This is a genomic window from Lacrimispora sp. BS-2, from assembly GCF_040207125.1.
Lineage (GTDB): Bacteria > Bacillota > Clostridia > Lachnospirales > Lachnospiraceae > Lacrimispora.
The window spans coordinates 3,724,659-3,746,281 of sequence record NZ_CP157940.1; the positions used below are offsets into that span (position 1 = coordinate 3,724,659).

The 21,623-nt window shown below is 45.5% G+C and carries 21 protein-coding genes; 8 read left to right on the forward strand and 13 right to left on the reverse strand.

From position 1 onward, the window contains the following. The first annotated feature begins 21 nt into the window (after window positions 1–21). Both ABFV83_RS17475 and ABFV83_RS17480 read left to right on the forward strand, forming a co-directional pair. Complete coding sequence (locus ABFV83_RS17475) at window positions 22–492, forward strand: pyridoxamine 5'-phosphate oxidase family protein (protein WP_349945640.1); 471 nt, start codon at window positions 22–24, stop codon at window positions 490–492. Between the two features lie 113 nt (window positions 493–605). After that, entirely contained in the window at window positions 606–1,424 is an 819-nt protein-coding gene (locus ABFV83_RS17480) for an alpha/beta hydrolase (protein WP_349945641.1), read from the forward strand. A 100-nt stretch (window positions 1,425–1,524) separates the two neighbouring features. On the opposite strand, the gene ABFV83_RS17485 is transcribed toward ABFV83_RS17480, so the two are convergent. The 4 genes from ABFV83_RS17485 to ABFV83_RS17500 form a co-directional block, all read right to left on the reverse strand. Beyond that, a complete protein-coding gene (locus ABFV83_RS17485; RefSeq protein ID WP_349945642.1) occupies window positions 1,525–3,339 on the reverse strand; it encodes a HAMP domain-containing methyl-accepting chemotaxis protein in 1,815 nt (604 codons plus the stop codon). Between the two features lie 226 nt (window positions 3,340–3,565). Next, window positions 3,566–4,972 carry an ABC transporter substrate-binding protein gene (locus tag ABFV83_RS17490; protein WP_349945643.1) on the reverse strand — a complete coding sequence of 469 codons (1,407 nt, stop codon included), beginning with the start codon at window positions 4,970–4,972 and terminating at the stop codon, window positions 3,566–3,568. A 65-nt stretch (window positions 4,973–5,037) separates the two neighbouring features. Continuing rightward, window positions 5,038–5,853 carry a carbohydrate ABC transporter permease gene (locus ABFV83_RS17495; RefSeq protein ID WP_349945645.1) on the reverse strand — a complete coding sequence of 272 codons (816 nt, stop codon included), beginning with the start codon at window positions 5,851–5,853 and terminating at the stop codon, window positions 5,038–5,040. Continuing rightward, window positions 5,853–6,716: a sugar ABC transporter permease gene (locus ABFV83_RS17500; RefSeq protein WP_349945647.1), complete on the reverse strand. Its 864-nt coding sequence runs from the start codon at window positions 6,714–6,716 to the stop codon at window positions 5,853–5,855. The genes ABFV83_RS17495 and ABFV83_RS17500 overlap by 1 nt, the downstream gene beginning before the upstream one ends. Window positions 6,717–7,195: 479 nt before the next feature. Between ABFV83_RS17500 and ABFV83_RS17505 the strand changes: the two genes are divergently transcribed. The 4 genes from ABFV83_RS17505 (at window position 7,196) to ABFV83_RS17520 (ending at window position 10,617) form a co-directional block, all read left to right on the forward strand. Beyond that, complete coding sequence (locus ABFV83_RS17505) at window positions 7,196–8,149, forward strand: cell wall-binding protein (protein ID WP_349945649.1); 954 nt, start codon at window positions 7,196–7,198, stop codon at window positions 8,147–8,149. Window positions 8,150–8,274: 125 nt separating this feature from the next. Further along, a complete protein-coding gene (locus ABFV83_RS17510; RefSeq protein ID WP_349945651.1) occupies window positions 8,275–9,366 on the forward strand; it encodes an MBL fold metallo-hydrolase in 1,092 nt (363 codons plus the stop codon). Between the two features lie 27 nt (window positions 9,367–9,393). Next, on the forward strand, window positions 9,394–9,606 hold the full coding sequence (locus tag ABFV83_RS17515; protein WP_349945653.1) for a DUF3006 domain-containing protein: 213 nt from the start codon (window positions 9,394–9,396) through the stop codon (window positions 9,604–9,606). 18 nt (window positions 9,607–9,624) lie between these two features. After that, entirely contained in the window at window positions 9,625–10,617 is a 993-nt protein-coding gene (locus ABFV83_RS17520; protein WP_349945655.1) for a 3'-5' exonuclease, read from the forward strand. On the opposite strand, the gene ABFV83_RS17525 is transcribed toward ABFV83_RS17520, so the two are convergent. The 5 genes from ABFV83_RS17525 to ABFV83_RS17545 all read right to left on the reverse strand — a co-directional run bounded on the left by ABFV83_RS17525 (window position 10,614) and on the right by ABFV83_RS17545 (window position 15,453). Beyond that, window positions 10,614–11,324 (reverse strand): response regulator, encoded by a 711-nt coding sequence (locus ABFV83_RS17525; RefSeq protein ID WP_349945656.1) that lies wholly within the window; start codon window positions 11,322–11,324, stop codon window positions 10,614–10,616. The two genes, ABFV83_RS17520 and ABFV83_RS17525, sit on opposite strands and share 4 nt — an antisense overlap. After that, window positions 11,317–12,408, reverse strand: a complete 1,092-nt coding sequence (locus tag ABFV83_RS17530; RefSeq protein WP_349945658.1) for a DUF4118 domain-containing protein — start codon at window positions 12,406–12,408, stop codon at window positions 11,317–11,319. Before ABFV83_RS17530 ends, ABFV83_RS17525 begins: the two co-directional genes overlap by 8 nt. A 17-nt stretch (window positions 12,409–12,425) precedes the next feature. Next, window positions 12,426–13,985 carry a D-alanyl-D-alanine carboxypeptidase family protein gene (locus ABFV83_RS17535; protein WP_349945660.1) on the reverse strand — a complete coding sequence of 520 codons (1,560 nt, stop codon included), beginning with the start codon at window positions 13,983–13,985 and terminating at the stop codon, window positions 12,426–12,428. Between the two features lie 86 nt (window positions 13,986–14,071). Then, a complete protein-coding gene (locus ABFV83_RS17540; RefSeq protein ID WP_349945661.1) occupies window positions 14,072–14,782 on the reverse strand; it encodes a TIGR01906 family membrane protein in 711 nt (236 codons plus the stop codon). A 20-nt stretch (window positions 14,783–14,802) separates the two neighbouring features. Then, window positions 14,803–15,453 carry a trimeric intracellular cation channel family protein gene (locus ABFV83_RS17545; protein WP_349945663.1) on the reverse strand — a complete coding sequence of 217 codons (651 nt, stop codon included), beginning with the start codon at window positions 15,451–15,453 and terminating at the stop codon, window positions 14,803–14,805. Window positions 15,454–15,729: 276 nt separating this feature from the next. Between ABFV83_RS17545 and ABFV83_RS17550 the strand changes: the two genes are divergently transcribed. Together ABFV83_RS17550 and ABFV83_RS17555 are read left to right on the forward strand one after the other, a co-directional pair. Further along, a complete protein-coding gene (locus ABFV83_RS17550; protein ID WP_349945665.1) occupies window positions 15,730–17,088 on the forward strand; it encodes a citrate/2-methylcitrate synthase in 1,359 nt (452 codons plus the stop codon). 116 nt (window positions 17,089–17,204) lie between these two features. Then, entirely contained in the window at window positions 17,205–17,843 is a 639-nt protein-coding gene (locus ABFV83_RS17555; RefSeq protein WP_349945667.1) for a lactate utilization protein, read from the forward strand. Window positions 17,844–18,001: 158 nt separating this feature from the next. Here the strand turns inward: ABFV83_RS17555 and ABFV83_RS17560 are convergent, their stop codons facing one another. From ABFV83_RS17560 to ABFV83_RS17575, 4 genes are all read right to left on the reverse strand, one after another. Beyond that, a complete protein-coding gene (locus tag ABFV83_RS17560; RefSeq protein WP_349945668.1) occupies window positions 18,002–18,787 on the reverse strand; it encodes a hypothetical protein in 786 nt (261 codons plus the stop codon). Beyond that, window positions 18,780–19,394 carry an RNA polymerase sigma factor gene (locus ABFV83_RS17565; protein ID WP_349945670.1) on the reverse strand — a complete coding sequence of 205 codons (615 nt, stop codon included), beginning with the start codon at window positions 19,392–19,394 and terminating at the stop codon, window positions 18,780–18,782. Before ABFV83_RS17565 ends, ABFV83_RS17560 begins: the two co-directional genes overlap by 8 nt. Before the next feature lie 185 nt (window positions 19,395–19,579). Next, window positions 19,580–20,200, reverse strand: a complete 621-nt coding sequence (locus ABFV83_RS17570; RefSeq protein WP_349945672.1) for a V-type ATP synthase subunit D — start codon at window positions 20,198–20,200, stop codon at window positions 19,580–19,582. Between the two features lie 11 nt (window positions 20,201–20,211). Next, entirely contained in the window at window positions 20,212–21,615 is a 1,404-nt protein-coding gene (locus ABFV83_RS17575; protein WP_349945673.1) for a V-type ATP synthase subunit B, read from the reverse strand. Between the last annotated feature and the right edge of the window lie 8 nt (window positions 21,616–21,623).

Sequence of the window (21,623 nt, forward strand, 5' to 3'; positions counted from 1 at the left end):
AACCTATAACAGGAGGGAATTATGAGTGATTATGAACGTGCAATGGAAGTAATGAAGGAATTGTTTTCAAAGGATTGTGTGTTTGCCCTGGCAACGTCAAACAACATAAGGCCGTCTTTAAGAATGGTTGATGCTTATTATGAAGACGGCTCATTTTATGTTGTCACATATGCCGGCTCTACCAAAGTAAAGGATCTGCTAGTAAATAAAAATGTCTCGCTTTGCAGCAAGGGGTATTGCTTTGAGGGCAGTGCCTGTCTGATCGGTCATCCTCTGGCTCTTTCCAATTCCCATATCCGTGAAAAACTCATACAGGTATTCGAGCCGTGGTATTTTAAACACAATAACGAAGGGGATGAAGCCATGTGCTATGTGAAGATTGATCTGGAACATGGCTTTTTTTATAAGGACGGAACGGGATATAAAGTAAATTATGCTGACCGGACGGCAGAGGTTTTCCCCTTTATTTTTGATATTGTGTTTCCGGATTAAAAATTATAGCTGGCGTTTACCGGAGTTGTATTTCCCCTTAAATTTGATAAAGCTGGAATGAGGGCTCTTAAAAGGGAATAACATAGATTAAACATATTGTGCAGAGCGAGATCATGGGATATTATATAACCGTTGAAAAGAATGTAAACATTTACGTGGAGGATCTTAATCCGGACTGCCAAAATACAATTTTATTTCTTCATGGCTGGCCGGGAAGCCATAAGCTTTTTGAATATCAGTTTGATGTGCTTCCTGCCATGGGATTCCGTTGTATCGGCATCGATACAAGAGGATTTGGGAATTCCGATAAGCCGTTTTGCGGGTATGATTATGACAGGCTGGCAGATGATGTCAGAGCGGTTATCGATGTATTGAACCTAAAAGATATTACCCTGGCAGGGCATTCCACGGGAGGGGCCATTGCCATACGGTACATGGCAAGGCACAGCGGTTATGGAGTAGCAAGGCTTGCTTTATTCGCTGCAGCAGCACCAAGCCTTATTAAACGCCCGAATTTCCCTTATGGACTTGATATGGATGCAGTGATTCAAATCATTAATGGGACCTATGCGGACCGTCCTAACATGTTAAATAATTTCGGCGATATGTTTTTCTTCCAGCATATTACCCAGCCCTTCTCCCAGTGGTTCTTCCAGCTGGGCCTGCAGGCAGCAGGCTGGGCGACGGCAGCCATTGCAAATACCTGGATCGAAGAGGTATTATTTTCGGATCTGGAGGCAATCAATGTTCCAACCCTGATTATTCATGGGATCCATGATCAGGTTGTACCTTATATCCTGGGTGAGATCCAGCATCAATGCATTAAAAACTCCAGGCTGGAATCCTTTGAATTCAGCGGTCATGGCGTCTTTTATGACCAAAAGGATGAATTCAATAAGGTTCTGTCCGAATTTGCCGCCGGAATTTGTTAGAAAGAGGGCAGCCGCCAGGCAGATGACAATTCATCTGCCTGGCGGCTGCCCTTAATCATTCTTTTACACAAATATGATTGCCTGGCGTTCTGTTTTTTTCTTAATATTTGTCATAGGACGTTTCTGTCCTGGTTTCATATTCGTATTTATTTGTATCTTCTGTCTCTGGCTTTTGTTCTGTATCCAGTTTGAATTTGTCTACTTCTTCCCGCAGTGTATTAGCCTGGGCGCTCATTTCCTCACTGGAGGCTGAGTTTTCCTCAGCAGTTGCTGCGTTTGCCTGTATAACCGCTGATACCTGCTCTAATCCTATGCGGATCTGCTCAATGGAAGATGCCTGCTCGGAAGCCGATAAGTTGATCTGATTGACGATATCATTGATAAAGTCGGTGGTTTTATCAATATCCTCCAGGATCTGCGCGGTTTTCTGAGTGATCTCAGTGCCTTCCTGAACCGCGTGTACGGAATTTTGTATCAGTTCTGCTGTCTGTTTTGCAGCCTGCCCGGATTTTGCAGCAAGATTGCGGACTTCATCAGCTACTACGGAGAAGCCTTTTCCAGCAGTACCTGCCCGGGCGGCTTCAATGGCAGCATTGAGGGACAGGATATTGGTCTGGAATGCAATATCCTCGATGACCTTAGTTATATTTGTAATCTGATCGGAAAAGGTGCCGATATTGTCCATTGCTTTTGTAAGCTGCTTCATATGAGTACCGCCGTTTTTAACGTTATGGCTGGTCTGGTCTACATACTCGGTTGCTTTTATAACATTTTTTGAATTTTCTGAGGCCTGTTCTGTGATGCTGGCGATGGCGGAGGAAAGCTCCTCTACGGAAGCGGCCTGTTCCGTGGAACCGGCTGCCAGCTGCTGCGCTCCGGCCGATACCTGTTCTGTTCCGGAACTTACCTGCTGAGCGGCAACATCAATCATGATGAGAGTATGGTTTAAAGAAGAAACTGTTTTTATAATTGCATTTTTAATGGCTGCAAAGTCTCCGACATAGTCTAAATCTATGGAAAAACGCATATCTCCCTGTGACAGAAGGTTCAGCTTTTCTGTAATGTCGCGGATATAGGAGGTAATGGCTGCGTTTGTATTTCTGATATTTTCGGCCATGCTTCCAAGCTCATCCCTGCTTACATAGGTAACCTGGGCCTGTAAATTACCTTTTGACATTTCTTTGTAAACAAGATCAATTTCCTTCACAGGATCCAAAATAGATTTTCTGATGATCATGGTAATGAAAAGGGTAAACAGCAGGGAGATCAGCAGGGATAAAGAAAGGGAGAACCATGCTGATTTTATGTAGCCTTGCGCTTCCAGCTTTTGGGAAGTGGCAAACTGCAACTGGATATTTGAAATGTTTGACAGGATTTCTCCGGCCTGATCAATGGCAGGTGAATAATTGTTTTTATAGGATTCATAGGCCTTAGTGCTGTTCCCTTTGGAGGAAGCAATAATCAGCCCTGAAATCTCTTCTCTTGCGGATTTGGTCTTTGATAACAAATCTCTCAGCTGCGCGATATCCTTATCTCTTGCGTTGGAAGACTGGTTGCTGACAAAGGCTTCCAATGCGTTGGAAACGCTTTCTTCCTCTTCCTGGGCCTTAGCCAGGCTATTCTGTACGGACTGCATATCATTGTCAAGAATTGCCTGTAAAAGATATTTTTGTGCCGAGGCCAGACTGGATCTCATGGTCCATGTACTGTTTGTGTTTGGTACGGTATAGCGGTAATAGCGTTCCACCTGGAATCCGAGATTTTTCGTGTTCATTGCAGATAAGGCGGTGGATGCCATGATTATCATAAGTATTACGCCAAAACCTAGAATCAGCTTTTTGCCGATAGATAAGTTTTTTATCAGAGAACCTTTTTCTTTGCCGGAATCTTTGGCATTCGTATTCTGTTTTTTCATCTTATCGTTCCTTTCGTGATTTTTTAGCCTGAATGTGTGGGGGCTGAAAAATGCTTTTAGTGCTATATAATATATCGGAAATATTCACCTAATCATAAGAATCTGTCCGTTATTTTTTTAACTTTACAGACGGCTTTTTATATTAGCGATTTAAGAGGGATGATTATAAAAAGGAGCAGGAAAAAGAAAGCCTCCGGCTTCATTTGCGCCGGAGGCTTTAGGATCATTACTTTGTAGATGAATTATAATTTGCGATGGCAGCATTCACTTTTTCGGCCAGGAAATTTACTGCCTGTTCCGGAGTATAGGTGCCGTCATAGGTCTTTTCCATTGCTTCGTTAAAGAGCTTTCTGGACTCGGTAGCGACTCCTGATAATACGCCTGCGGTGTATCCGCTGACAGGAGTATCCTTTAACTGGTTGATGGCTGTGGTAAAGTTGGGGTTCTGGGCAATGAAATCCTTCATGGCGGGAGTTTCATAAGCCTTTGGGTTAACTGCGAAGTATCCGGTGGACATGCTCCATGTGGACTGGGATTCCGGTGTGGTGGTGAACTCAATGAACTTCCAGGCAGCGTTCTTTTTCGCCTCATCCTTATTGTCCATCATCCACAGGGATGCGCCTCCGATGATCACGCCGCCGTCGGCAGCAGCTGCATCGATCTTTGGAAGATATCCGGTCCCGATCTCAAAATCGCTGCTGGCCGTAGCATTTTTAAGAATTGCCGTGGATTCAATGATCATGGCAGTCTGACCGGAGAAGAATGCGGTCTGGGTATCAGCAGTGGTGCTGCCGTAGTTAGCCGCATATCCGGAATCCATAAGCTTTTTCCAGGTTTCAAAAATCTTAAGTCCTGACCCGTTGTTTAAGAAATCGACTTCAGTAGCCGGTTCTTTACGCCCGTTTTCATTGTTTGCATAAAATTTTCCCTGTCCTGCAATCTGCTGTTCAAAGAACCAGCCGTAAATGGCCTGGGCATAGCCTACAGGAGCTGCTTTGCTTTCCACGATTTTCCTGGAGAATTCTAAGACCTCGTCAAATGTCTTGGGCGGGGTATCAGGGTCTAAGCCGGCGGCTTTAAAAACATCCTTGTTGTAGTAAAGCATTGGAGTGGAAACGTTAAACGGCATGGACATTTGTTTTCCGTCTACGGTATAGTAGCTGGTGATGATGTCCATAACGGTGGAAGGATCAAAGTTTGTGGTGGAAAACATATCCTGTACCGGTATGGCATAACCGCTGTCGGTCATGAATTTTGTGCCGATGTCGTACATCTGGCAAACATCCGGCATGTTACCGCTCTGCATGGCAGCTTTTAACTTGGTGATCAGGTCGTCATAGGTTCCCTGGTATTCACTTTTTACCTCGATTTCATTCTGGGATTCGTTAAAGGCCTTAACCAGAGCTTCGGTTGCCTCTCCGTTTACGCCTCCCATGGCATGCCATAAGGTGATGACTGTTTTTCCCCCTTCAGCAGGAGCCTTTGCATCTGCCGCAGCTTTGGTGTCAGCGGCTTCTGTAGAGCCTGCCGCTGTGGTTCCCCCGGAAGTGGAAGCACTTCCTCCGCATGCGGCAAGAGTCATGGACATGACTGCAGCCATCATTGCCGCCAGCCATTTTTTTCTTCTTTTCATAGATATCCTCCTTAAATTATATGGTTTTATCTCTATACAGCCCTCTTTGAGGCTGCATAAAATACTTATCCTTTTACAGAGCCTGAAGTGAGGCCGGAAATCAATTGTTTCTGCCCTAATATGAAGGCCAGGATGGAAGGGATCAGGATGATCATGGAACCGGCCATGACCGGGCGGAAGTCCGTGGATTCCGCACCCTGAAGCATACCAAGGCCGATCTGAACGGTTCTCATGTTCACAGAATCCGTCACAAGCAGGGGCCATAAATAATGATTCCAGCTTTGAAGGAATATGTAGATGCCCAGTGCGCCCATAGAGGGTTTTACAAGAGGAAGGGCAATGGAGCAGAAGAAACGGAAGTTGCTGCATCCGTCAATGTCCGCCGCCTCTTTTATCTCCATGGGAAGCTGAAGGAACGCCTGCCTCATGTTAAATACCGCAAAAGCGGAAGCAACGTTAGGAAGGATCAGAGCCGTATAGGTGTTCTTAAGCCCCAGGTCACAGATGATCAAGTAGTTTGCAATGATGATAGCCTGACTGGGAATCATCATGGTTGCAAGCATCAGTAAGAACAGGGCGTTCCGGCCGCGGAATTTCATCATGGAAAATGCATAGGCCGCCAAAGCTCCGGTGCCGATCTGTCCAAAAGTAACCGTACCGGACACGATCAGGGAGTTTTTGATAAAGGTAAAAAACGGGGCCAGCTGCAAGGCTTTTATGTAATTATCCGGGATCAGCTGCCGTGGCCAGAAGCCGCCGGAAAATACTTCCTTCATAGTCATCATGCTGACGTTAAAGCAATAGATAACAGGTGAGATGATGATGACAGCAAAAAGGATGTTTAAAGCATAAAGCAAATATTTTGCCAGTTTGTTTTTCATCAATAGGTCACCTTCTTTTCCAGTTTAAATTGAAGCAAGGTCAGAACCATGAGGATTATAAACAATACGATGGACTCTGCACAAGCCATGCCGAACCGGCTGTTTATAAAGGCCTCCTGATAGATCTGGTACACAATGACGTTGGTGCTTCCCGAAGGTCCGCCCTGGGTCATCATCTTAACCTGAGCATAAGCCTGAAGGGCGTTGATGACATTGATGATCAAAAGGAAAAACAGGGTAGGTGATATGCACGGGATGGTGATGTGCCTGTGCTTGGCATAAAATCCGGCCCCTTCAATAGCTGCGCATTCATACAGGTCTGTGGGAACGCTCTGCAAAGCGGCGGTAAGGAATATAAAGTTTAATCCGATGTTCATCCATACGGTCACAAGGGTGACGGCACCCAACGCGTACTTAGGATCCGTCAGCCAGCCAATGTGGGTTCCTAAAACCTTATTGATAATTCCCAGACTGCTGTGGAAAATAAACATAAAAACAACAGAAGCTGCCGCTGCGGAAATGGCCATGGGCAGGGCATAAATGGTACGGAATAAGTTTTTCCCTTTAATGTTTTCATTGCTTATGATTGCCAGGACAAACCCTATGACAATGGAGCAGAACACGGTCATGGCTGCGTATTGAAAGGATACCAGAAGGCTGTTTTGAAAGGCCTGGGAGGTAAAGATGGAAAGATAGTTCCCAAGGCCTACAAAGGAGGAAACTGCCCCAAGGGGAGTTGTCATGGCAAAACTGAGCCAAATGGTTTTGAGGAACGGCCAAAACAGGAAGGCCGTAAAGAAAAACATGGCGGGCAATAAATACAGATAAGGTTCGATCACCCGGAAAAGACGCTTCTTTTTCATGAAAAACTTATCCTCCTTTTTCTAAAAAGAAAAAGAGAATCAGCTTTACATCCCGTTTTAGAGATAATGACGGACATGTAACCTCTGCTTTCTCTTTTTCTCTAGCAAATGTTTCATTGACGTTAGTTTATCATACCGGTTGTTATAATGCAATATATATTTGCTTGAAATAACTATAAAATTAGTGAAATTTTGATGCATTATTAACGAACGAAAAGAAAATATGAATTAAATTCTATAATAAACAAAGATAAAATAAAGATAAATTATACTTAATACACAATGACAAGCCCTGGCGGCCCGACAGCTTCGGGAGCAGGAAGGAATAAATAGCTGTCGACCCGGTCTTCTGGATTTAAAAATAGCCGCAAAACCTTACGAAACCAGAATGGCTATTCACAAACGCCTGGGGATGAGGTATAATAAGCCTATTGCATCGCAATCTGAAATTGAAATGAAAGAAAGATGGGGGATTGTATATGAATTGTAAGAAAATCTTGTCACTGGTGCTCGCTGTGACTATGACAACAGGGCTTAACTGCATGACTTCCATGGCAGCATCCAGAAAGAAAATCACAACGGTGAACTTAACCGTCACTGCAAATATTGTACCGGGAGGCACGATATCTGACCAGCAGGCTGAGATAACGTCCAAGAGCAACAAGATTGATGTGGGAGAGTATGAATTTACCAACAGCGGCTTTCAGTGGTATGAGAACGATGTACCAAGAATGGAAGTAAAGCTGTATGCCCAGGAAGGATATTATTTTTCCGTAACAGAATCCGGTTTCACCATTGACAGAGGAACCTTTGTAAAGCAGGCAAGGGAAGATTTCAGCCAGACGCTGACGCTGACTATAGATCTTCCCAAGGTCGGTGAGTTTACCCAGGCCATAGAAAGTGCGTCATGGGGCTCTAAAACCCTGGCTGTCTGGAGTCCTGCAGCTGGAGCAGGAAGTTATGAAGTGAAGGTATACCGTGACGGAAAGCACACGGGAGGAGTAAAGACCGCCGTGGGAACGAGCCTGGATCTGGCTGAGTCCATGGGAAAGGTTGGAAACTATACCTTTAAGGTGCGGCCTGTCAATAAACAAAATGCTGAGAATAAAGGTGACTGGGTGGAGTCCTCCGCCAATTACGTTGATGAGGTGGCCGCAGGGCAAAACCGTACATTCAGCCAAAGCGGAGGCGGCTGGAATCAGGATGGAACCGGCTGGTGGTATGCAAACAACGACGGAAGCTATCCGGCTAACATCTGGCAGAATATCAATGGACAGTGGTATTTCTTCAATGAGAAGGGCTATATGGTTACAGGATGGATTGCCTGGAACGGGAAACAGTATTTCTGCGACCTTGCAGGCGGACAGATGCTGGTGAACACCATCACCCCTGATGGGGCTAAGGTTGGAGCCGACGGAGCGAAACTTCCGTAGGATTAATTAAAAAGGCGGACTGCTTTTTGCGGTCCGCCTTTTTGAACCCTGGAGCCTGGCCCTTTTAAAAATACTTGTAGGATTAAAGATTCTATCATATAATAACAAGGCGGAGGCAGACAGGAATGGCAGAAAAAAAGATAAGAAAATTTTATAAGCGGGTATTGGCGGCGGCGGCAGTCCTCCTGGTTTTTTGTATGGCAGGATGCAGCCCAACTGCAAGCTCTTTTCCATTAACCCAGGGACAATTGGGAAATGAGACGGGTACGGATCTAAAGGTGCATTTTATTGATGTGGGCCAGGGAGACAGCACCTTAGTAGAAAAAGACGGGCATTACATGCTGATAGACGCAGGAGAACGGGACCAGGGCGAGACAGTTGCTTCCTATCTGGAGAAGCAGGGAGTGAAGAAGCTGGATTACGTGATCGGGACCCATCCCCATTCTGACCATATCGGCGGGCTGGAGACAGTTATCCGGAAGTTTGATGTTCAAAAGGTATTTTTGCCGGAAAAAGAACATACCACAAAGGTTTATGAACGCCTGCTTGATGCGATAGCGGATAAAAATTTAAAAATCACCCTTCCTGAACCAGGGGACAGCTACACCTTAGGAGATGCAGCGTTCCAGATCATCGCTCCCAACAGGGATTATGGGAATGATCTGAATAATTGGTCCATAGGTCTGCGGCTGGTTTATGGAAATAACAGCTTTGTCTTATGCGGAGATGCAGAAAAAGATGCAGAAAAGGATATGGTGGCAAACGGCTTTCCTTTAAAGGCCGACGTGCTGAAGCTTTCCCATCATGGAAGTTCCACCTCATCATCCGAAAGCTTTATGGATCAGGTTGATCCGGAATATGGAGTGATTTCCTGCGGAAAGAACAATGATTATGGTCATCCTCACAAGGAAGTCCTGAATATGCTGAAAAAACGGAACATTAAGGCTTTGCGGACGGACCAGCTTGGAACCATAGTGGCAGTGAGTGACGGATCAAAGGTAACATTCCCGGAAATCAAGGAAGGAACTGGCGGAGACAGGACACAAAATACGGCAGCAGACCAGGATTATGTAATAAATACCAACACCAAAAAATTTCACCTGCCGGACTGCAAGTCGGCAGCTTCCATGAAGGAAGAGAACCGGAAGACCTATAAGGGCTCCAGAGAGGAACTGATACAGATGGGATATGAGCCGTGCCAAAGCTGCAACCCTTAGCCTGGCACAGAAGGAAGGGAAAAGGTTATGAAGTATACCATTGACAGAATCGGGGAAAAGATCGTTATCTGTGAGGATGAAAACGGAGATATGGTAAAGGTTCAGGCTGCCGCACTGCCTGAAGGCGTAAGAGAGGGAGATATCCTTACAGAGGCTGATGGGACGTGGACTCTTGAGAAAGAAGAGACGGAGAGGCGCAGGCAGAGGATACGGGAAAAGCTTAGAGGTCTGACAGAATAAAGGATTAAAGAGTGAAAAATGGAGAATTATATTGTACTGGATCTGGAATGGAACCAGAGTGCCGGAGGGAAGGAGGAGACGGTAGAACGCCTTCCCTTTGAAATCATAGAGATCGGGGCAGTAAAGCTAAATGAGGCCCTGGAAGAAGTAGAAGAATTTAAGCGGCTTATAAAACCTCAGGTTTATCCGGAGCTTCATGAAAAGATTTTAGAAGTGACCCACATGGATGAAAAGACCCTGATGGAAGAGGGCCGGAACTTTGAGGAAGCCGTAAAGGAATTCCTTATGTGGTGCGGAGAGGACGCTGTGTTCTGCACCTGGGGGTCCATGGACTTAACGGAGCTGCAGCGGAATATTGCTTATTATGGAATTCCAAATCCATTTCCCAAGCCCTTTCTCTACTATGATGTACAAAAGCTTTACAGCCTGCTTTATGGAGACGGCAGGGATAGGCAGTCCCTTGACATTGCAGTTTTAGAGCTGCAGGTCATGGAGGAACGGCCTTTTCACCGGGCCCTTGACGATGCCCATTATACCGGGCGGGTTATGAATCAAATGGATTTTGAAAGGGTCCGGGAATACTGGTCAACGGATTATTACCGTCTGCCGGAGAATAAAGAGGAAGAGGTATATCTGGTATTTCCCGGGTATTCCAAATACATCTCAAGGCCCTTTGATACAAAACAGGATGCCATTGGGGACAAAACCGTTACGGATTTAATCTGCTGCAAGTGCAACCGGATGCTGAGAAAAAAAATCAGATGGTTTTCCGTGAACCAGAAGTTTTACACGGCTCTTGGATGCTGTCCTGAGCATGGAAATGTAAAGGGCAAGATCCGCATGAGGCGGACCGATGACGGACGTGTCTACGTAGTTAAGACCATGAGGCTGGTGGGAGAGGAAGACGTCCGGGAGATTTACGAAAAAAAGGAAGAGACCAGAAAAAGACGGGTGGAAAAAACGAAAACCCGAAAGCATAATAAAAAGAAGGGGGATTCCCCCCTTTCCTAAATCTCGCTTTCCTTCATTCGGTATCCAACCCCGATTTCCGTGAAGATATACTTTGGCTCTGCCGGATTGTTTTCTATTTTTCTGCGGATATGGGCCATATTGACGCGGAGAATCTGATTGTTGCTGTCTGCGTAAGGTCCCCAGATGTGGCTGATAATGTAGTCATAGGTCAGGACCTTGCCGGAGTTTTCCGCAAGAAGGGAAACCAGCTTGTATTCGATCTGTGTCAAATGAATCTTATGTCCGCCAAGTGTGACAAGGCGCTTGGCAAAATCAATAAACAGGTATTCATTCTTGTAAGGGGTAGGTATGACAGAACCATCTACGGTACTGACGGTAGGCCTTCCGTGGCGCAAAGCAGTGCGGATCCGGGCTAAAAGCTCACTGGTTCCAAAGGGCTTTGTGATATAATCATCGGCGCCAAAATCAAGAGCAGCCACTTTTTCATGCTCCTGGGTCCTGGCGGAAATGACTATAATGGGAATCGAAGTCCAGCTTCGGACGCTTTTAATGATATCGATTCCATCCAGATCAGGAAGCCCTAAGTCCAAAAGAATCACATCAGGGCAAAGGGAATTGATCAGAGCCAGTCCATCCCGCCCGTTATAGGCGGTATTTACTTTATAATCATGTCTTTCCAACACGCTTTCAATAAAGTTGCAGATATTCTTTTCGTCTTCAATCATGACGATTGTAAACTTACTCATAAGCATTCTCCCCTAATGGTAATGTAAATGTTAAAACAGCGCCATGTTCTTCATTGGCGGCTGTAATTTTTCCGTCGTGGGCAGTTACAATGGCTTTGCAGATAGAAAGCCCGATTCCCATTCCCTTATGGGAATCATAGCTGCTGTTGGGTGATGAGGTATAACCGTCAAATAAAGTCTCCAGCCGTTCCGGAGAGATTCCCACACCGTGATCCCGGATCTGAAACCAGGCATATCCATCCTCTACGAAGATCGATAAGCTGATGGGGTCCGTTGAATTGGAATGATAAACGGCATTTTCCAGAAGATTTATAATAACCTGTTCAATTAAAGTGGCATCCATTGGAACCATGATAAACTCATCCGGTACGGTCACATGGACAATGGGTCCTGGCAGCCTTTTGTGAAATCGCTCAATGGCTTCGGAGGCCACCTCTTCCAGCGGCTCCAGGCGCTTTAAAACCTGAGCCCCGGTATCCCGGATCCTGGTGACACTGAGCAGATTTTCTACCATATTTAAGAGCCAGTTGGCATCTTCCCGTATATTGGAGACCAGGCTGTTTTTTTCTGCCTCCGGTATGGTGCCTGAGTTTTCCAGGTATGTGCTGCTGGCACCGATGATTCCTGTGAGGGGAGTTCGAAGGTCATGGGAAATAGCCCGTAAGAGGTTTGCCCTTAAGGCCTCCTTTTCCGCTTCCATTAACATCTTTTCCCTATCGTTTAAGATACGGCTCTGCTCCTTTAAATGGGTCGTAGTAGCGCTTGTAATGGTTGAAATGATTAACAGTGCCATGAAGGTAATGGGGTATCCTTCCATTGTAAAGTTAAACGCCATATATGGATAAGTAAATACGAAGTTTACACAGATCACGCTGATAAAGGATGCAATAACTCCCGGTATATAGCCGGTGGAATAGCGGGAGATCAAAACAACTGCCATCATATAGATGATTCCTACATTGTTAGTATATCCTCCCAGTATGTGCATCATATAGGAAAGGATGGTGGCAAACAGGAGGGAAATAGAGGTGATTATAAAATTTCGAAGCAGATCCCTTTTGGATATAATTTTATGTTTTCTCATAGAATACCCCTTGTTATCTAACGAAATTTGAAACGGCCTCCCCGCCGTCCTTTCCGTTTTGATGAATAGGAACTGCGCCTTTGTTCCAGAATGCTGTTGAATTCATCGGCTGAAACACCGGAGTCCCGAAGGCGTTTCATGCGCTGCTCCCGCCTTATAAGGAAATCCTGCTCTTCCCTGTGTTTCCGGTATATGAAAAATGCTGCTGCACATCCGATTAAAGCGATTGCTCCCACGCTTCCTAATATAAGCCAGGCGGCTAAGGGGATCTCAAAGGGCCTTAAAGCCTTTTCCCGGTAATCTTCCGTTTCCTTTTCCGGACGTTTTCCGGAAGGGTTTACGGAAGTCTGGGCGGCAGACGGGTCCAAAGCCTCGCCGGACTGGGAATCGGTTTCGGCATGAGGGATGGCGGCCATCCTGGTTTCTGCTTCCTTGTTCTGGAATAAGGCGTCATTTACCTCCAGGAAGGTACTGCCTACGACCCGGTCATTATAACGGTAGTTTATTTTTGCGATGGCATTTTCAGGGTCGCCTGATGAAATATCATAGCTGAGTTCTGCCTTTGCATCTGAAAAGTTTGCCGTTTTAGGAAGGATGATCCTGCTGTCAGGATCTAAAACCAGGGCCTCCGGTCTGGTGATAGACAGTCCGCTGAAATTTAAGTCGCTGGTAACGGAGCTGTATGTTTTTTCGTAATCCGCAGCTTTTAAGGAAACAAAGCTTTCAAAACCGAAATTTAAAAGATTTTTAGTGTCCGTCCAATACTGAGGAGTGGATCCCTTTAAGATTACGGTAATCAGCTTCATTCCGTTTTTTTCCGCACAGGTTACCAGGGTATTACCGGCCAGCGTGGTGTAGCCTGTTTTGCCGCCGATGATGCCCGGATAGTAGAAAGGAGTGCTTTTTCGCATCATTTTATGGCCAGGATAGATGGAAAGCCCTTCTTTGTTGATGGAGTTAGGCGGAAGCTTATAATAGGTTGTGGAATCGATTTCTTCAAAAACAGGATTATTAAATGCTGCTCTTGCAATGAGGGCCATGTCGTAAGGGGAAGTATAATGCTCCGGGTCATTTAAGCCGCTTGGATTGGAAAAGTGGGTATTGGTACATCCAAGCTCCTTTGCACGGACGTTCATCATATCGGCAAAGGCTTCGGTACTTCCAGCCACATGCTCTGCAAGGGCGTTGGCTGATTCATTGGCTGATTTAAGCAGCAGGGCATATAAGCAGTCCTTAACAGACAGCTTGTCCCCTTCATTGATTCCGGCATTACTGCTTCCTGATTCCACGTTAAATACGGCGTTATGGGAAAATGTTACTGTTTCATCAAGACTGCATTTTTCAATGACTAAAAGCGCAGTCATGACCTTTGTAATGCTGGCCGGAAAATATTCGTTGTGTATGTTCTGGCCCCACAGCACGGTTCCGGTGTCTGCATCCATCAGAATGGCTCCCTGCGCCTGGACCGACGGGCCGGAAGGCCAGTCTGCGGCCCCCATAGAAGTTCTGGTAAAGGAGGAAGTAAAAAAGAGCAGGCACAGAAAAAATATAAAATTTTTTTTAAAAAATTGAGTCATATTGAGTAATCTCTCCATAAGCTTTCATTCGGTTTCAGACAATACTTCAATCTACAGTATAGGTTATTTGCTGTTACAAGTAAAGATTATTTGCGATTTTTCCCGCATTTGTATATGGATGACTTGCCCATAATAAAGAGGCAGATGGCCCAAATAAGCAGGATGGAGAAAAGGTAGATAAAACCGATGAGAAAGACCGTATCCCGAAAGAAGCCTTCCGGTACGATGTTAATGAGCATATCGGTGGACGGATCCAGCATCCACAAGTCATTTTTAAAGAATATATGGTGGAACATAATAAAATATCTGGTAAAATCTGTGGAAATAATGAGGGCTGTGGCAGCAGACAGGAAAAAGAAAATCCCGGTGCCCGCGCACACGGCCCGGGGGAAGGTCCTTTTGAAATTGGTTTTTAATAAAAGGAGAACAATAAGGCATAAGGCCATGACCATGAGGCAGCCTGTCCGTATGGACAGGGCGCCTAAGAACAATCCGCGGACATCCTCCATATGGGCGATTTCACGGGCATTAAAAAATTCCCGCTCCACGCCTCCCATGGTGGTTTCTATGTGAAGATTGTCCCTCTTCCCCCGCAGATAAGACATCATCTCACCGGTAACGTCAAGGAGATCCTCCATTGTCATGGAGACTGCCTGGGTCACATTATATTTGGTATACTCTTTTTCGAAGTATCCTGGAGTCCAGTATATAGCGGCCTCCACAGAGGTGAATAAAAGCATGATCATAAGGCAGATGGAAAATATGATTCCGGCAGTATATTGAAGCAAACGGTTCATGGGATTCCTCCTTGAGGGAATTAATGTTTTGTTGCGGTAGGTAAGTTCCAGCAAAAGCGGGTCGCCAGAAGGCGGATCAAAACCACAGAGCATGCGCCCGCCAGCATGGCGATATTGTCATCAATACAGTTCATAAGCCAGGCGTAAAGGATGGCGCCTGCAATGGAAGCACAGGCATAAATATGCTTTCTAAGGACATATGGGGTTTGTCCGGCCATGATGTCCCGCAGAATGCCGCCGCCGACTCCGGTGATGACGCCTAAAAAGATGATGAGAAAATGGTAGTCCCCATAGCCGGAAAGCACTGCCGTATCGATTCCGACTACGGTAAAAGCACCAAGTCCGATGGCATCAAATATGTTCATAACTTTTTCATAGGTTTCCAGGGATCGTCCATCCAGTATTTTCTGGTTCAGTCTTACGATGATAAATAAGAGCATAACCGTTATAAAGGCCAGTAATACATAAATGGGGTCTTTAAAAAGGGCAGGAGGTACATTTCCTATGATAATATCCCTTAACATGCCGCCTCCCACGGCGGTGGTAACACCCAAAACAATGACTCCAAGAAGATCCAGCCGTTTTTTTATGGCAACCATGGCTCCGGAAGAGGCAAAGGCTATGGTACCGACAGCTTCTATAAAGAAAAACAGGGAAAATTCTATTTTCATGGAAAACCTCCGATACATTCCTCTAAGGGAAATTAAGGCAAGTATAAGATTTGGAGAGAAATTTGTCAATATATGTCGTTGCCATAAATACAGGGCTTAAGGCAATGTATAAATATTACTTGATTTTTTAAATAAAATTATATATTATATTGAAAAGTTCAAAAATGAACGTTTGAACGATTTTGCAGTAAAAGAAAGGGGTTGACGCAGGCTTAGAAAGCCCAATGGGAAGAATACAGTGGAACTAGATGACCTGATTTCAGAAAGAGGTGTTGCATGATGAACCAGAAAGATTTTATGAAAAATGTGGAAGAATGGTCTGATATTTGTTTGAATGACGAAAAAATTGACTTGGAAGCCTACGACAGGTTTGAGGTAAAGCGGGGGCTTAGGGATAAAAGCGGCAACGGTGTTGTGGCAGGTTTGACCAAGGTATCAAAGATCTTATCAAACAAAATCGTAGATGGGGAAAAGGTCCCATGTGAAGGCCAGCTGTTTTACCGGGGATATAATATTCATAATCTGGTAGACGGCGTTGTAAGGGAGGGGCGTTTTGGTTTTGAGGAAATTGCCTATCTTCTTCTTTTTGGAGATCTGCCAGACAATAGCCAGCTGGAACGCTTTACTAAGACCCTGGGCTACAGCCGGACTCTGCCTACCAATTTTGTCAGAGATGTGGTCATGAAGGCTCCAAGCCGCGATATGATGTCCTGTCTTGCCAGAAGCATTCTCACTCTGGCCTCTTATGATGAAAAGGCCGGTGACATATCTGTTCCCAATGTGCTCCGTCAGAGCCTGATGTTAATCAGCGTCATGCCGATGCTGGCAGTTTATGGATATCATGCATTTAACCACTATGAGAGAGGGGACAGCATGTATATCCACAGGCCGGATGAAAAGCTGTCTACGGCAGAAAATATCTTAAGGCTTTTAAGGCCCGATATGAAGTATTCCAAGGTGGAAGCCCATGTACTTGACTTGGCCCTGATCCTTCATATGGAGCATGGAGGAGGAAACAACTCCACCTTTACGACCCATGTGGTCACTTCCTCAGGCACGGACACATACAGCGTGGTCGCGGCTGCACTTGCCTCTTTAAAGGGACCGAAGCATGGCGGAGCCAACATTAAGGTTGTGGAAATGATGGAGGATCTGCGGAAAGAAGTCCATAACTTAAAGGATGAGGAGGAAGTGGAGAAGTACTTAAGAAAGCTTCTTCATAAGGAAGCATTTGACCGGAAAGGGCTTATTTACGGTATGGGACATGCGGTTTATTCCAAATCCGATCCCCGTGCAGAAGTATTTAAAGGCTTTGTTAAACAACTGTCAGAGGAAAAGGGGCGCTTAGATGATTTTAACCTCTATTCCATGATTGAGCGCCTGGCTCCCCAGGTAATTGCAGATGAAAGAAAGATCTATAAGGGCGTAAGCGCGAATGTGGACTTTTACAGCGGTTTTGTGTACAGCATGCTGGACATTCCCAATGAATTGTTCACTCCCATCTTTGCCATTGCAAGGATTGTGGGATGGAGTGCCCACCGGATCGAAGAGCTTATCAACATGGATAAGATCATCCGTCCGGCCTACATCAGTGTGATGCAGGAAGAGGAATATAAGCCTCTTGGAGATCGTTAAGAGAACGGATGATGGTTAAAATACAGGCTGTACTGCAGTAGTTTGCGTTGCGGTATAGTCTGTTTCATTTTCTTTATGGCTTTTCAGCCTTATGTTTAACTTGGGAGGAAAAATCTATGGATTTTTATTCACAAAAAAACGGGAAGGACATTCCCTTATTGATAAAACATCTTCAGCGGAATAATATGGCAGGTTATCTGGTTCAGGATAAAAATGAACTTCTGAAGCTTTTGAGGAGGCTCATTGCGGATGGGACGACCGTAGGCTGCGGAGATTCGGTCACCCTTGAACAGACTGGAGTGTTTGAGGATTTAAGGAATCGGGATGTGGACTTTCTGGATAAGTTTGACCCTTCCCTTGCCAGGGAAGAAAAACGGAAGATATACTTAAGGAATTTTTCGGCAGACACATTTATCACCGGAACCAACGCAATTACCATGGACGGGAGGCTCTTTAATATTGACGGCAATGGGAGCCGGGTGGCCCCCATGCTGTATGGTCCGGAACAGGTCATCGTGGTCGCAGGGGCCAACAAGATAACAAAAGATGTGGAGGCAGCCATAAAAAGAACCAGGCAGATCGCAGCTCCTTTAGATGCAAAGCGGCTTAACAAGTCAACTCCCTGTACCTCCCTTGGCCGCTGTATTGATTGCGGACACAGGGAAAGGATATGCAATGATTTTGTCCTGATTGCAGGCCAGTTTGTGAAGGACAGGATTAAGGTAATTATAGTAGACGAAGAACTGGGGTATTAAAATATAATACAAATGAGGAAGAGGCACTGCAGACTTTGGAACCTGCAGGGGTCTTTGCCTCTTACAAAAGGGCAGGTTTCCCTTTGTTTAACAAATAGCCCTTTAAATATCCGAAATATCCTTTGTCAGCTTCTTCACCTTATCAAACTGGTAATGCCTTACTTTGCATCTATGACTTCCTTTGCCATGCCAATTAAATCATCACAGCTCAAATCATCAAAGGAACTGAGAGAATATTCCATACCGTTTTCACTCCAGCTTACATAACGGTATACCTTACGCTCTTCTTTGTCGGTTCCGTAGCTGATCATCAGTTTGCCTTCTTCCTCCAGCTTTGAATCCTCTGCAGATGGATTTGCATCTGGCGGTAAAAACAGATAGTTATCTTCGTAGGCTTTTAAAGTGATATCCTGATAAACGTCCTGGTTTTTCACAGCAGAAGATCCTTGAGGAATCATGGCCTGATATTCATGGATGTCAAGTGCTACACGATTATTTTTTCCATAGCCTATATAGAGTTCCGGAAAGGAGAACAATGAATTCTGGTTCTCATCCCTTCCTTCTATCTTTGTAATAGAGCCTTCGTTAAAGGAAAGTCCATTTGAAAAGGCATCCACTAACTTTGGAGCGGTTCCCATCTGGCTTTCCGCTAATTGGATCAGCTCAGCTTTTGAATGGACCATTTCGTCCCGGGAAGTGGAGCTAAACAAGCCTGTAATTTTACCGCCTGCTATTGCCGTAACCGTTCCCATTACCGTTATTGTGCACACTGCGGCTAAAGCTGCCACCATTCTCTTTTTATTAAATTTCATAATTCCACTCCTCATTTCTATTTTTTTATGAATTTCTCTCAGACAACGATTCTCTGCCTGCGCATCCGGCGTTACCTGATCCAGCCCGGTCTTTATGATTTGTTTTAATCGGTCATCCCTGAAGTTATCCATGGCAAAAACCCCTTTCCATTTCTGTTTTTCCAGTGCCGTCAGCTTTCAATAAATCCTTCAGCAGTTTTCTTGCCTTATGCAGACGGGATTTTACCGTCCCTTCCATGGCTCCTGTAATATGAGCGATCTCTCTTGTGCTCAATTCATTATAATAATACAGAAGAATCACAGTACGGTATTTTATGTCCAGATGGCTGAGTGCTGCCTGGACTTCTTTTGCTGTCTCTGCCTCTAAAACAGATTCCAGTGGTTCGTCCGCTTTCTTGTCTTCCCGAATGTGCTCCCCACTCTTTTTTTCCTCCTCATTTTCTAAAATACCTTCATAGGAGATCTCAGCTCTTCCTTTTTTCTTTCGTTCAAGCCGCCAGGCTGTTCTGACCAGAATCTGATACAGCCACGGCTCAAAGCGATCCGCCTGTTTCAGTTTTGATTTGTAAAGATAGCATTTAACAAATGTTTCCTGTAAAATGTCTTCACTGTCACTATGGTTGCCGGTAATAAAATACGCCATACGGTATAGCTTTCCAGAATAGGAACGGTATAGTTTGTCAAATGCTGCTTCGCTGCCATTTATCATGCTTTCTACCAAAGCCCCTTTTTCTTCCATTATAACCTGTTTCCTTTCCTTTTTTAGATGCATCTGATAATAAGAGTCACCAAAGTATTATTTGGTTCATGTTTTACAGCTTTTATTTTAAAAACATGAAAACAAAGGATCGGAGACGGGAAACTGACTGCTGTCGTTCCCGTCTCCGATCCTTATGGCTTAACAGGCATCTGCTTCAGATGCCGCTAAATTTTACTTTTATTCCTCTTAATCACCTTAAGCCTGGTGAACTCTTCCCTGTCCTTTTCTTCCAGTGAATTGGTGATGTTCCTAGTAAGCGTCTCATACCTGGGAATCGTAATATTCTTTAAGGCGTTGGCCCGTTTCTGGGTCCTTTTAATGCTGTTTGCCAGACGATAGGCAGAGTTCTCAACCATGGAAAGCTTTACTGTCAGCTTTTTCACCTTTTCAAACTGGTAACGGGCCTCATCTAAGGATTCCCTGGTGTTGTAATAGGCATAAGTCAGGTTTAAAGGCATTTCATCATGCTCTACCAGGGGAATCTCCGTTCCCATGATGCTTCTGGTCTTGATGCGCACCGAATTGTCCACAGGGACTGCCATGGCAATGTCCTGCACATAGTTGATCCCCAGCTCAATGTTGGCCTTTTGCAGGGCCTTGTAAGCAGAAGTGAAGGTGACATCAATTTCCGACTGAATGCCTTTTGCTTCATCGATGAGGCTCATCAGCTCCTTGATGAGGATGTTCCGTTTTTTATCCATCAGTTCATAGCCCTGTCTGGCTAAAGCCAGAGAGCTTTTCGCAAGGATTAAATTCCCCTTGGTGGGAAATGTATTGGGATTCATGAATATCCCTCCTATTCTGACCAGCCTTCAAGGGTGGTTGGCTTGTAATACTGGTCTAAGACCTTGGTGTCGATACGGTCCAGTTCAGCTCTTGGGAGAAGCCCTAAAAGCTCCCAGCCGATAGTCAGGGTTTCAATGATGTTCCGGTTGGCATGATTTCCCTGCCCAACAAAACGGTTTTCAAATTCCTTGCCAAACACCAGGTATTTTTTATCAATGGGGGATAGTTCATCTTCCCCGATGACCGATGCCAGAGCTCTGGCGTCTCCTACCTTGGCGTAACAGGAGAAAAGCTGGTTTGCCAGGCCTTGATGGTCGGCCCTTGTAAAGCCTTCTCCAATGCCATCCTTCATCAGACGGCTTAAGGAAGGAAGAACGTTGATAGGAGGATAGACCGACTGGCCGTGCAAGCTGCGGTCCAGAACGATCTGCCCTTCCGTGATGTATCCCGTAAGGTCCGGGATGGGATGGGTGATGTCGTCGTTTGGCATGGTCAGGATTGGGATCTGGGTCACAGAACCATGCCGGTCCTTTACAATGCCGGCCCGCTCATAAAGAGAGGCAAGCTCACTGTATAAATAGCCGGGATAACCCTTTCTGGAAGGAATCTCGCCCTTTGATGAAGAAACCTCACGGAGAGCCTCCGCATAGGCCGTCATATCGGTCAAAATGACCAGTATGTGCATTCCTTTTTCAAAAGCCAGGTATTCTGCCAGTGTCAGCGCCACCTTTGGCGTGATCAGACGTTCCACAACAGGATCGTTCGCCAGGTTGATGAACATGGCCACGTGGTCGGAAACTCCGCTTTCCTCAAAGGTACGGCGGAAGAAGTCAGCCACATCGTATTTCACGCCCATGGCGGCAAATACAACGGCAAATTTTTCACTGGACAGAGCGTCATCTCCTAAGGAGGCCTGCTTTACGATCTGGGCTGCCAGTTCGTCATGGGGAAGGCCGTTTCCGGAGAAAATGGGAAGCTTCTGGCCCCGGATCAGGGTCATCAGCCCGTCGATGGCTGAAATTCCCGTGCGGATATAATCTCTTGGGTATTCCCTGGTAACAGGATTTAAGGGTTTTCCGTTAATGTCCAGACGGATTTGGGAGTTGATGTCTCCAAGACCGTCAATGGGCTCTCCGATTCCGTTAAAGGTACGTCCCAGCATGTCTTCGGACACGGCAAGTTCCATAGGGTGTCCGGTGAGGCGGGTGTGAACATTTCTTAAGGCCAGCCCATCGGTTCCTTCAAACACCTGGATGATCGCCTTATCCTCGTAAACCTCAATGATACGCCCCAGCTTTTTTGTCTTTTTTTCTACGGTCATTTCCACGATTTCGTCGAAAGCAGCATTCTGGACGCCTTCTAAAACGACCAGGGGACCGTTGATTGCACTTAGTCCTAAATATTCAATAGCCATAGTCTGCC

Bases quoted from the DNA above. Each gene is read 5' to 3' on its own strand.
- ABFV83_RS17570 (WP_349945672.1), bottom strand. From the start codon at position 20,200: ATGAATCCCAATACATTTCCCACCAAGGGGAATTTAATCCTTGCGAAA.
- ABFV83_RS17480 (WP_349945641.1), top strand. From the start codon at position 606: ATGGGATATTATATAACCGTTGAAAAGAATGTAAACATTTACGTGGAG.
- ABFV83_RS17575 (WP_349945673.1), bottom strand. From the start codon at position 21,615: ATGGCTATTGAATATTTAGGACTAAGTGCAATCAACGGTCCCCTGGTC.
- ABFV83_RS17560 (WP_349945668.1), bottom strand. From the start codon at position 18,787: ATGGATAACTTCAGGGATGACCGATTAAAACAAATCATAAAGACCGGG.
- ABFV83_RS17490 (WP_349945643.1), bottom strand. From the start codon at position 4,972: ATGAAAAGAAGAAAAAAATGGCTGGCGGCAATGATGGCTGCAGTCATG.
- ABFV83_RS17540 (WP_349945661.1), bottom strand. From the start codon at position 14,782: ATGAACCGTTTGCTTCAATATACTGCCGGAATCATATTTTCCATCTGC.
- ABFV83_RS17515 (WP_349945653.1), top strand. From the start codon at position 9,394: ATGAAGTATACCATTGACAGAATCGGGGAAAAGATCGTTATCTGTGAG.
- ABFV83_RS17530 (WP_349945658.1), bottom strand. From the start codon at position 12,408: ATGAGAAAACATAAAATTATATCCAAAAGGGATCTGCTTCGAAATTTT.
- ABFV83_RS17545 (WP_349945663.1), bottom strand. From the start codon at position 15,453: ATGAAAATAGAATTTTCCCTGTTTTTCTTTATAGAAGCTGTCGGTACC.
- ABFV83_RS17500 (WP_349945647.1), bottom strand. From the start codon at position 6,716: ATGAAAAAGAAGCGTCTTTTCCGGGTGATCGAACCTTATCTGTATTTA.
- ABFV83_RS17555 (WP_349945667.1), top strand. From the start codon at position 17,205: ATGGATTTTTATTCACAAAAAAACGGGAAGGACATTCCCTTATTGATA.
- ABFV83_RS17550 (WP_349945665.1), top strand. From the start codon at position 15,730: ATGATGAACCAGAAAGATTTTATGAAAAATGTGGAAGAATGGTCTGAT.
- ABFV83_RS17505 (WP_349945649.1), top strand. From the start codon at position 7,196: ATGAATTGTAAGAAAATCTTGTCACTGGTGCTCGCTGTGACTATGACA.
- ABFV83_RS17525 (WP_349945656.1), bottom strand. From the start codon at position 11,324: ATGAGTAAGTTTACAATCGTCATGATTGAAGACGAAAAGAATATCTGC.
- ABFV83_RS17565 (WP_349945670.1), bottom strand. From the start codon at position 19,394: ATGGAAGAAAAAGGGGCTTTGGTAGAAAGCATGATAAATGGCAGCGAA.
- ABFV83_RS17495 (WP_349945645.1), bottom strand. From the start codon at position 5,853: ATGAAAAACAAACTGGCAAAATATTTGCTTTATGCTTTAAACATCCTT.
- ABFV83_RS17485 (WP_349945642.1), bottom strand. From the start codon at position 3,339: ATGAAAAAACAGAATACGAATGCCAAAGATTCCGGCAAAGAAAAAGGT.
- ABFV83_RS17520 (WP_349945655.1), top strand. From the start codon at position 9,625: ATGGAGAATTATATTGTACTGGATCTGGAATGGAACCAGAGTGCCGGA.
- ABFV83_RS17535 (WP_349945660.1), bottom strand. From the start codon at position 13,985: ATGACTCAATTTTTTAAAAAAAATTTTATATTTTTTCTGTGCCTGCTC.
- ABFV83_RS17510 (WP_349945651.1), top strand. From the start codon at position 8,275: ATGGCAGAAAAAAAGATAAGAAAATTTTATAAGCGGGTATTGGCGGCG.
- ABFV83_RS17475 (WP_349945640.1), top strand. From the start codon at position 22: ATGAGTGATTATGAACGTGCAATGGAAGTAATGAAGGAATTGTTTTCA.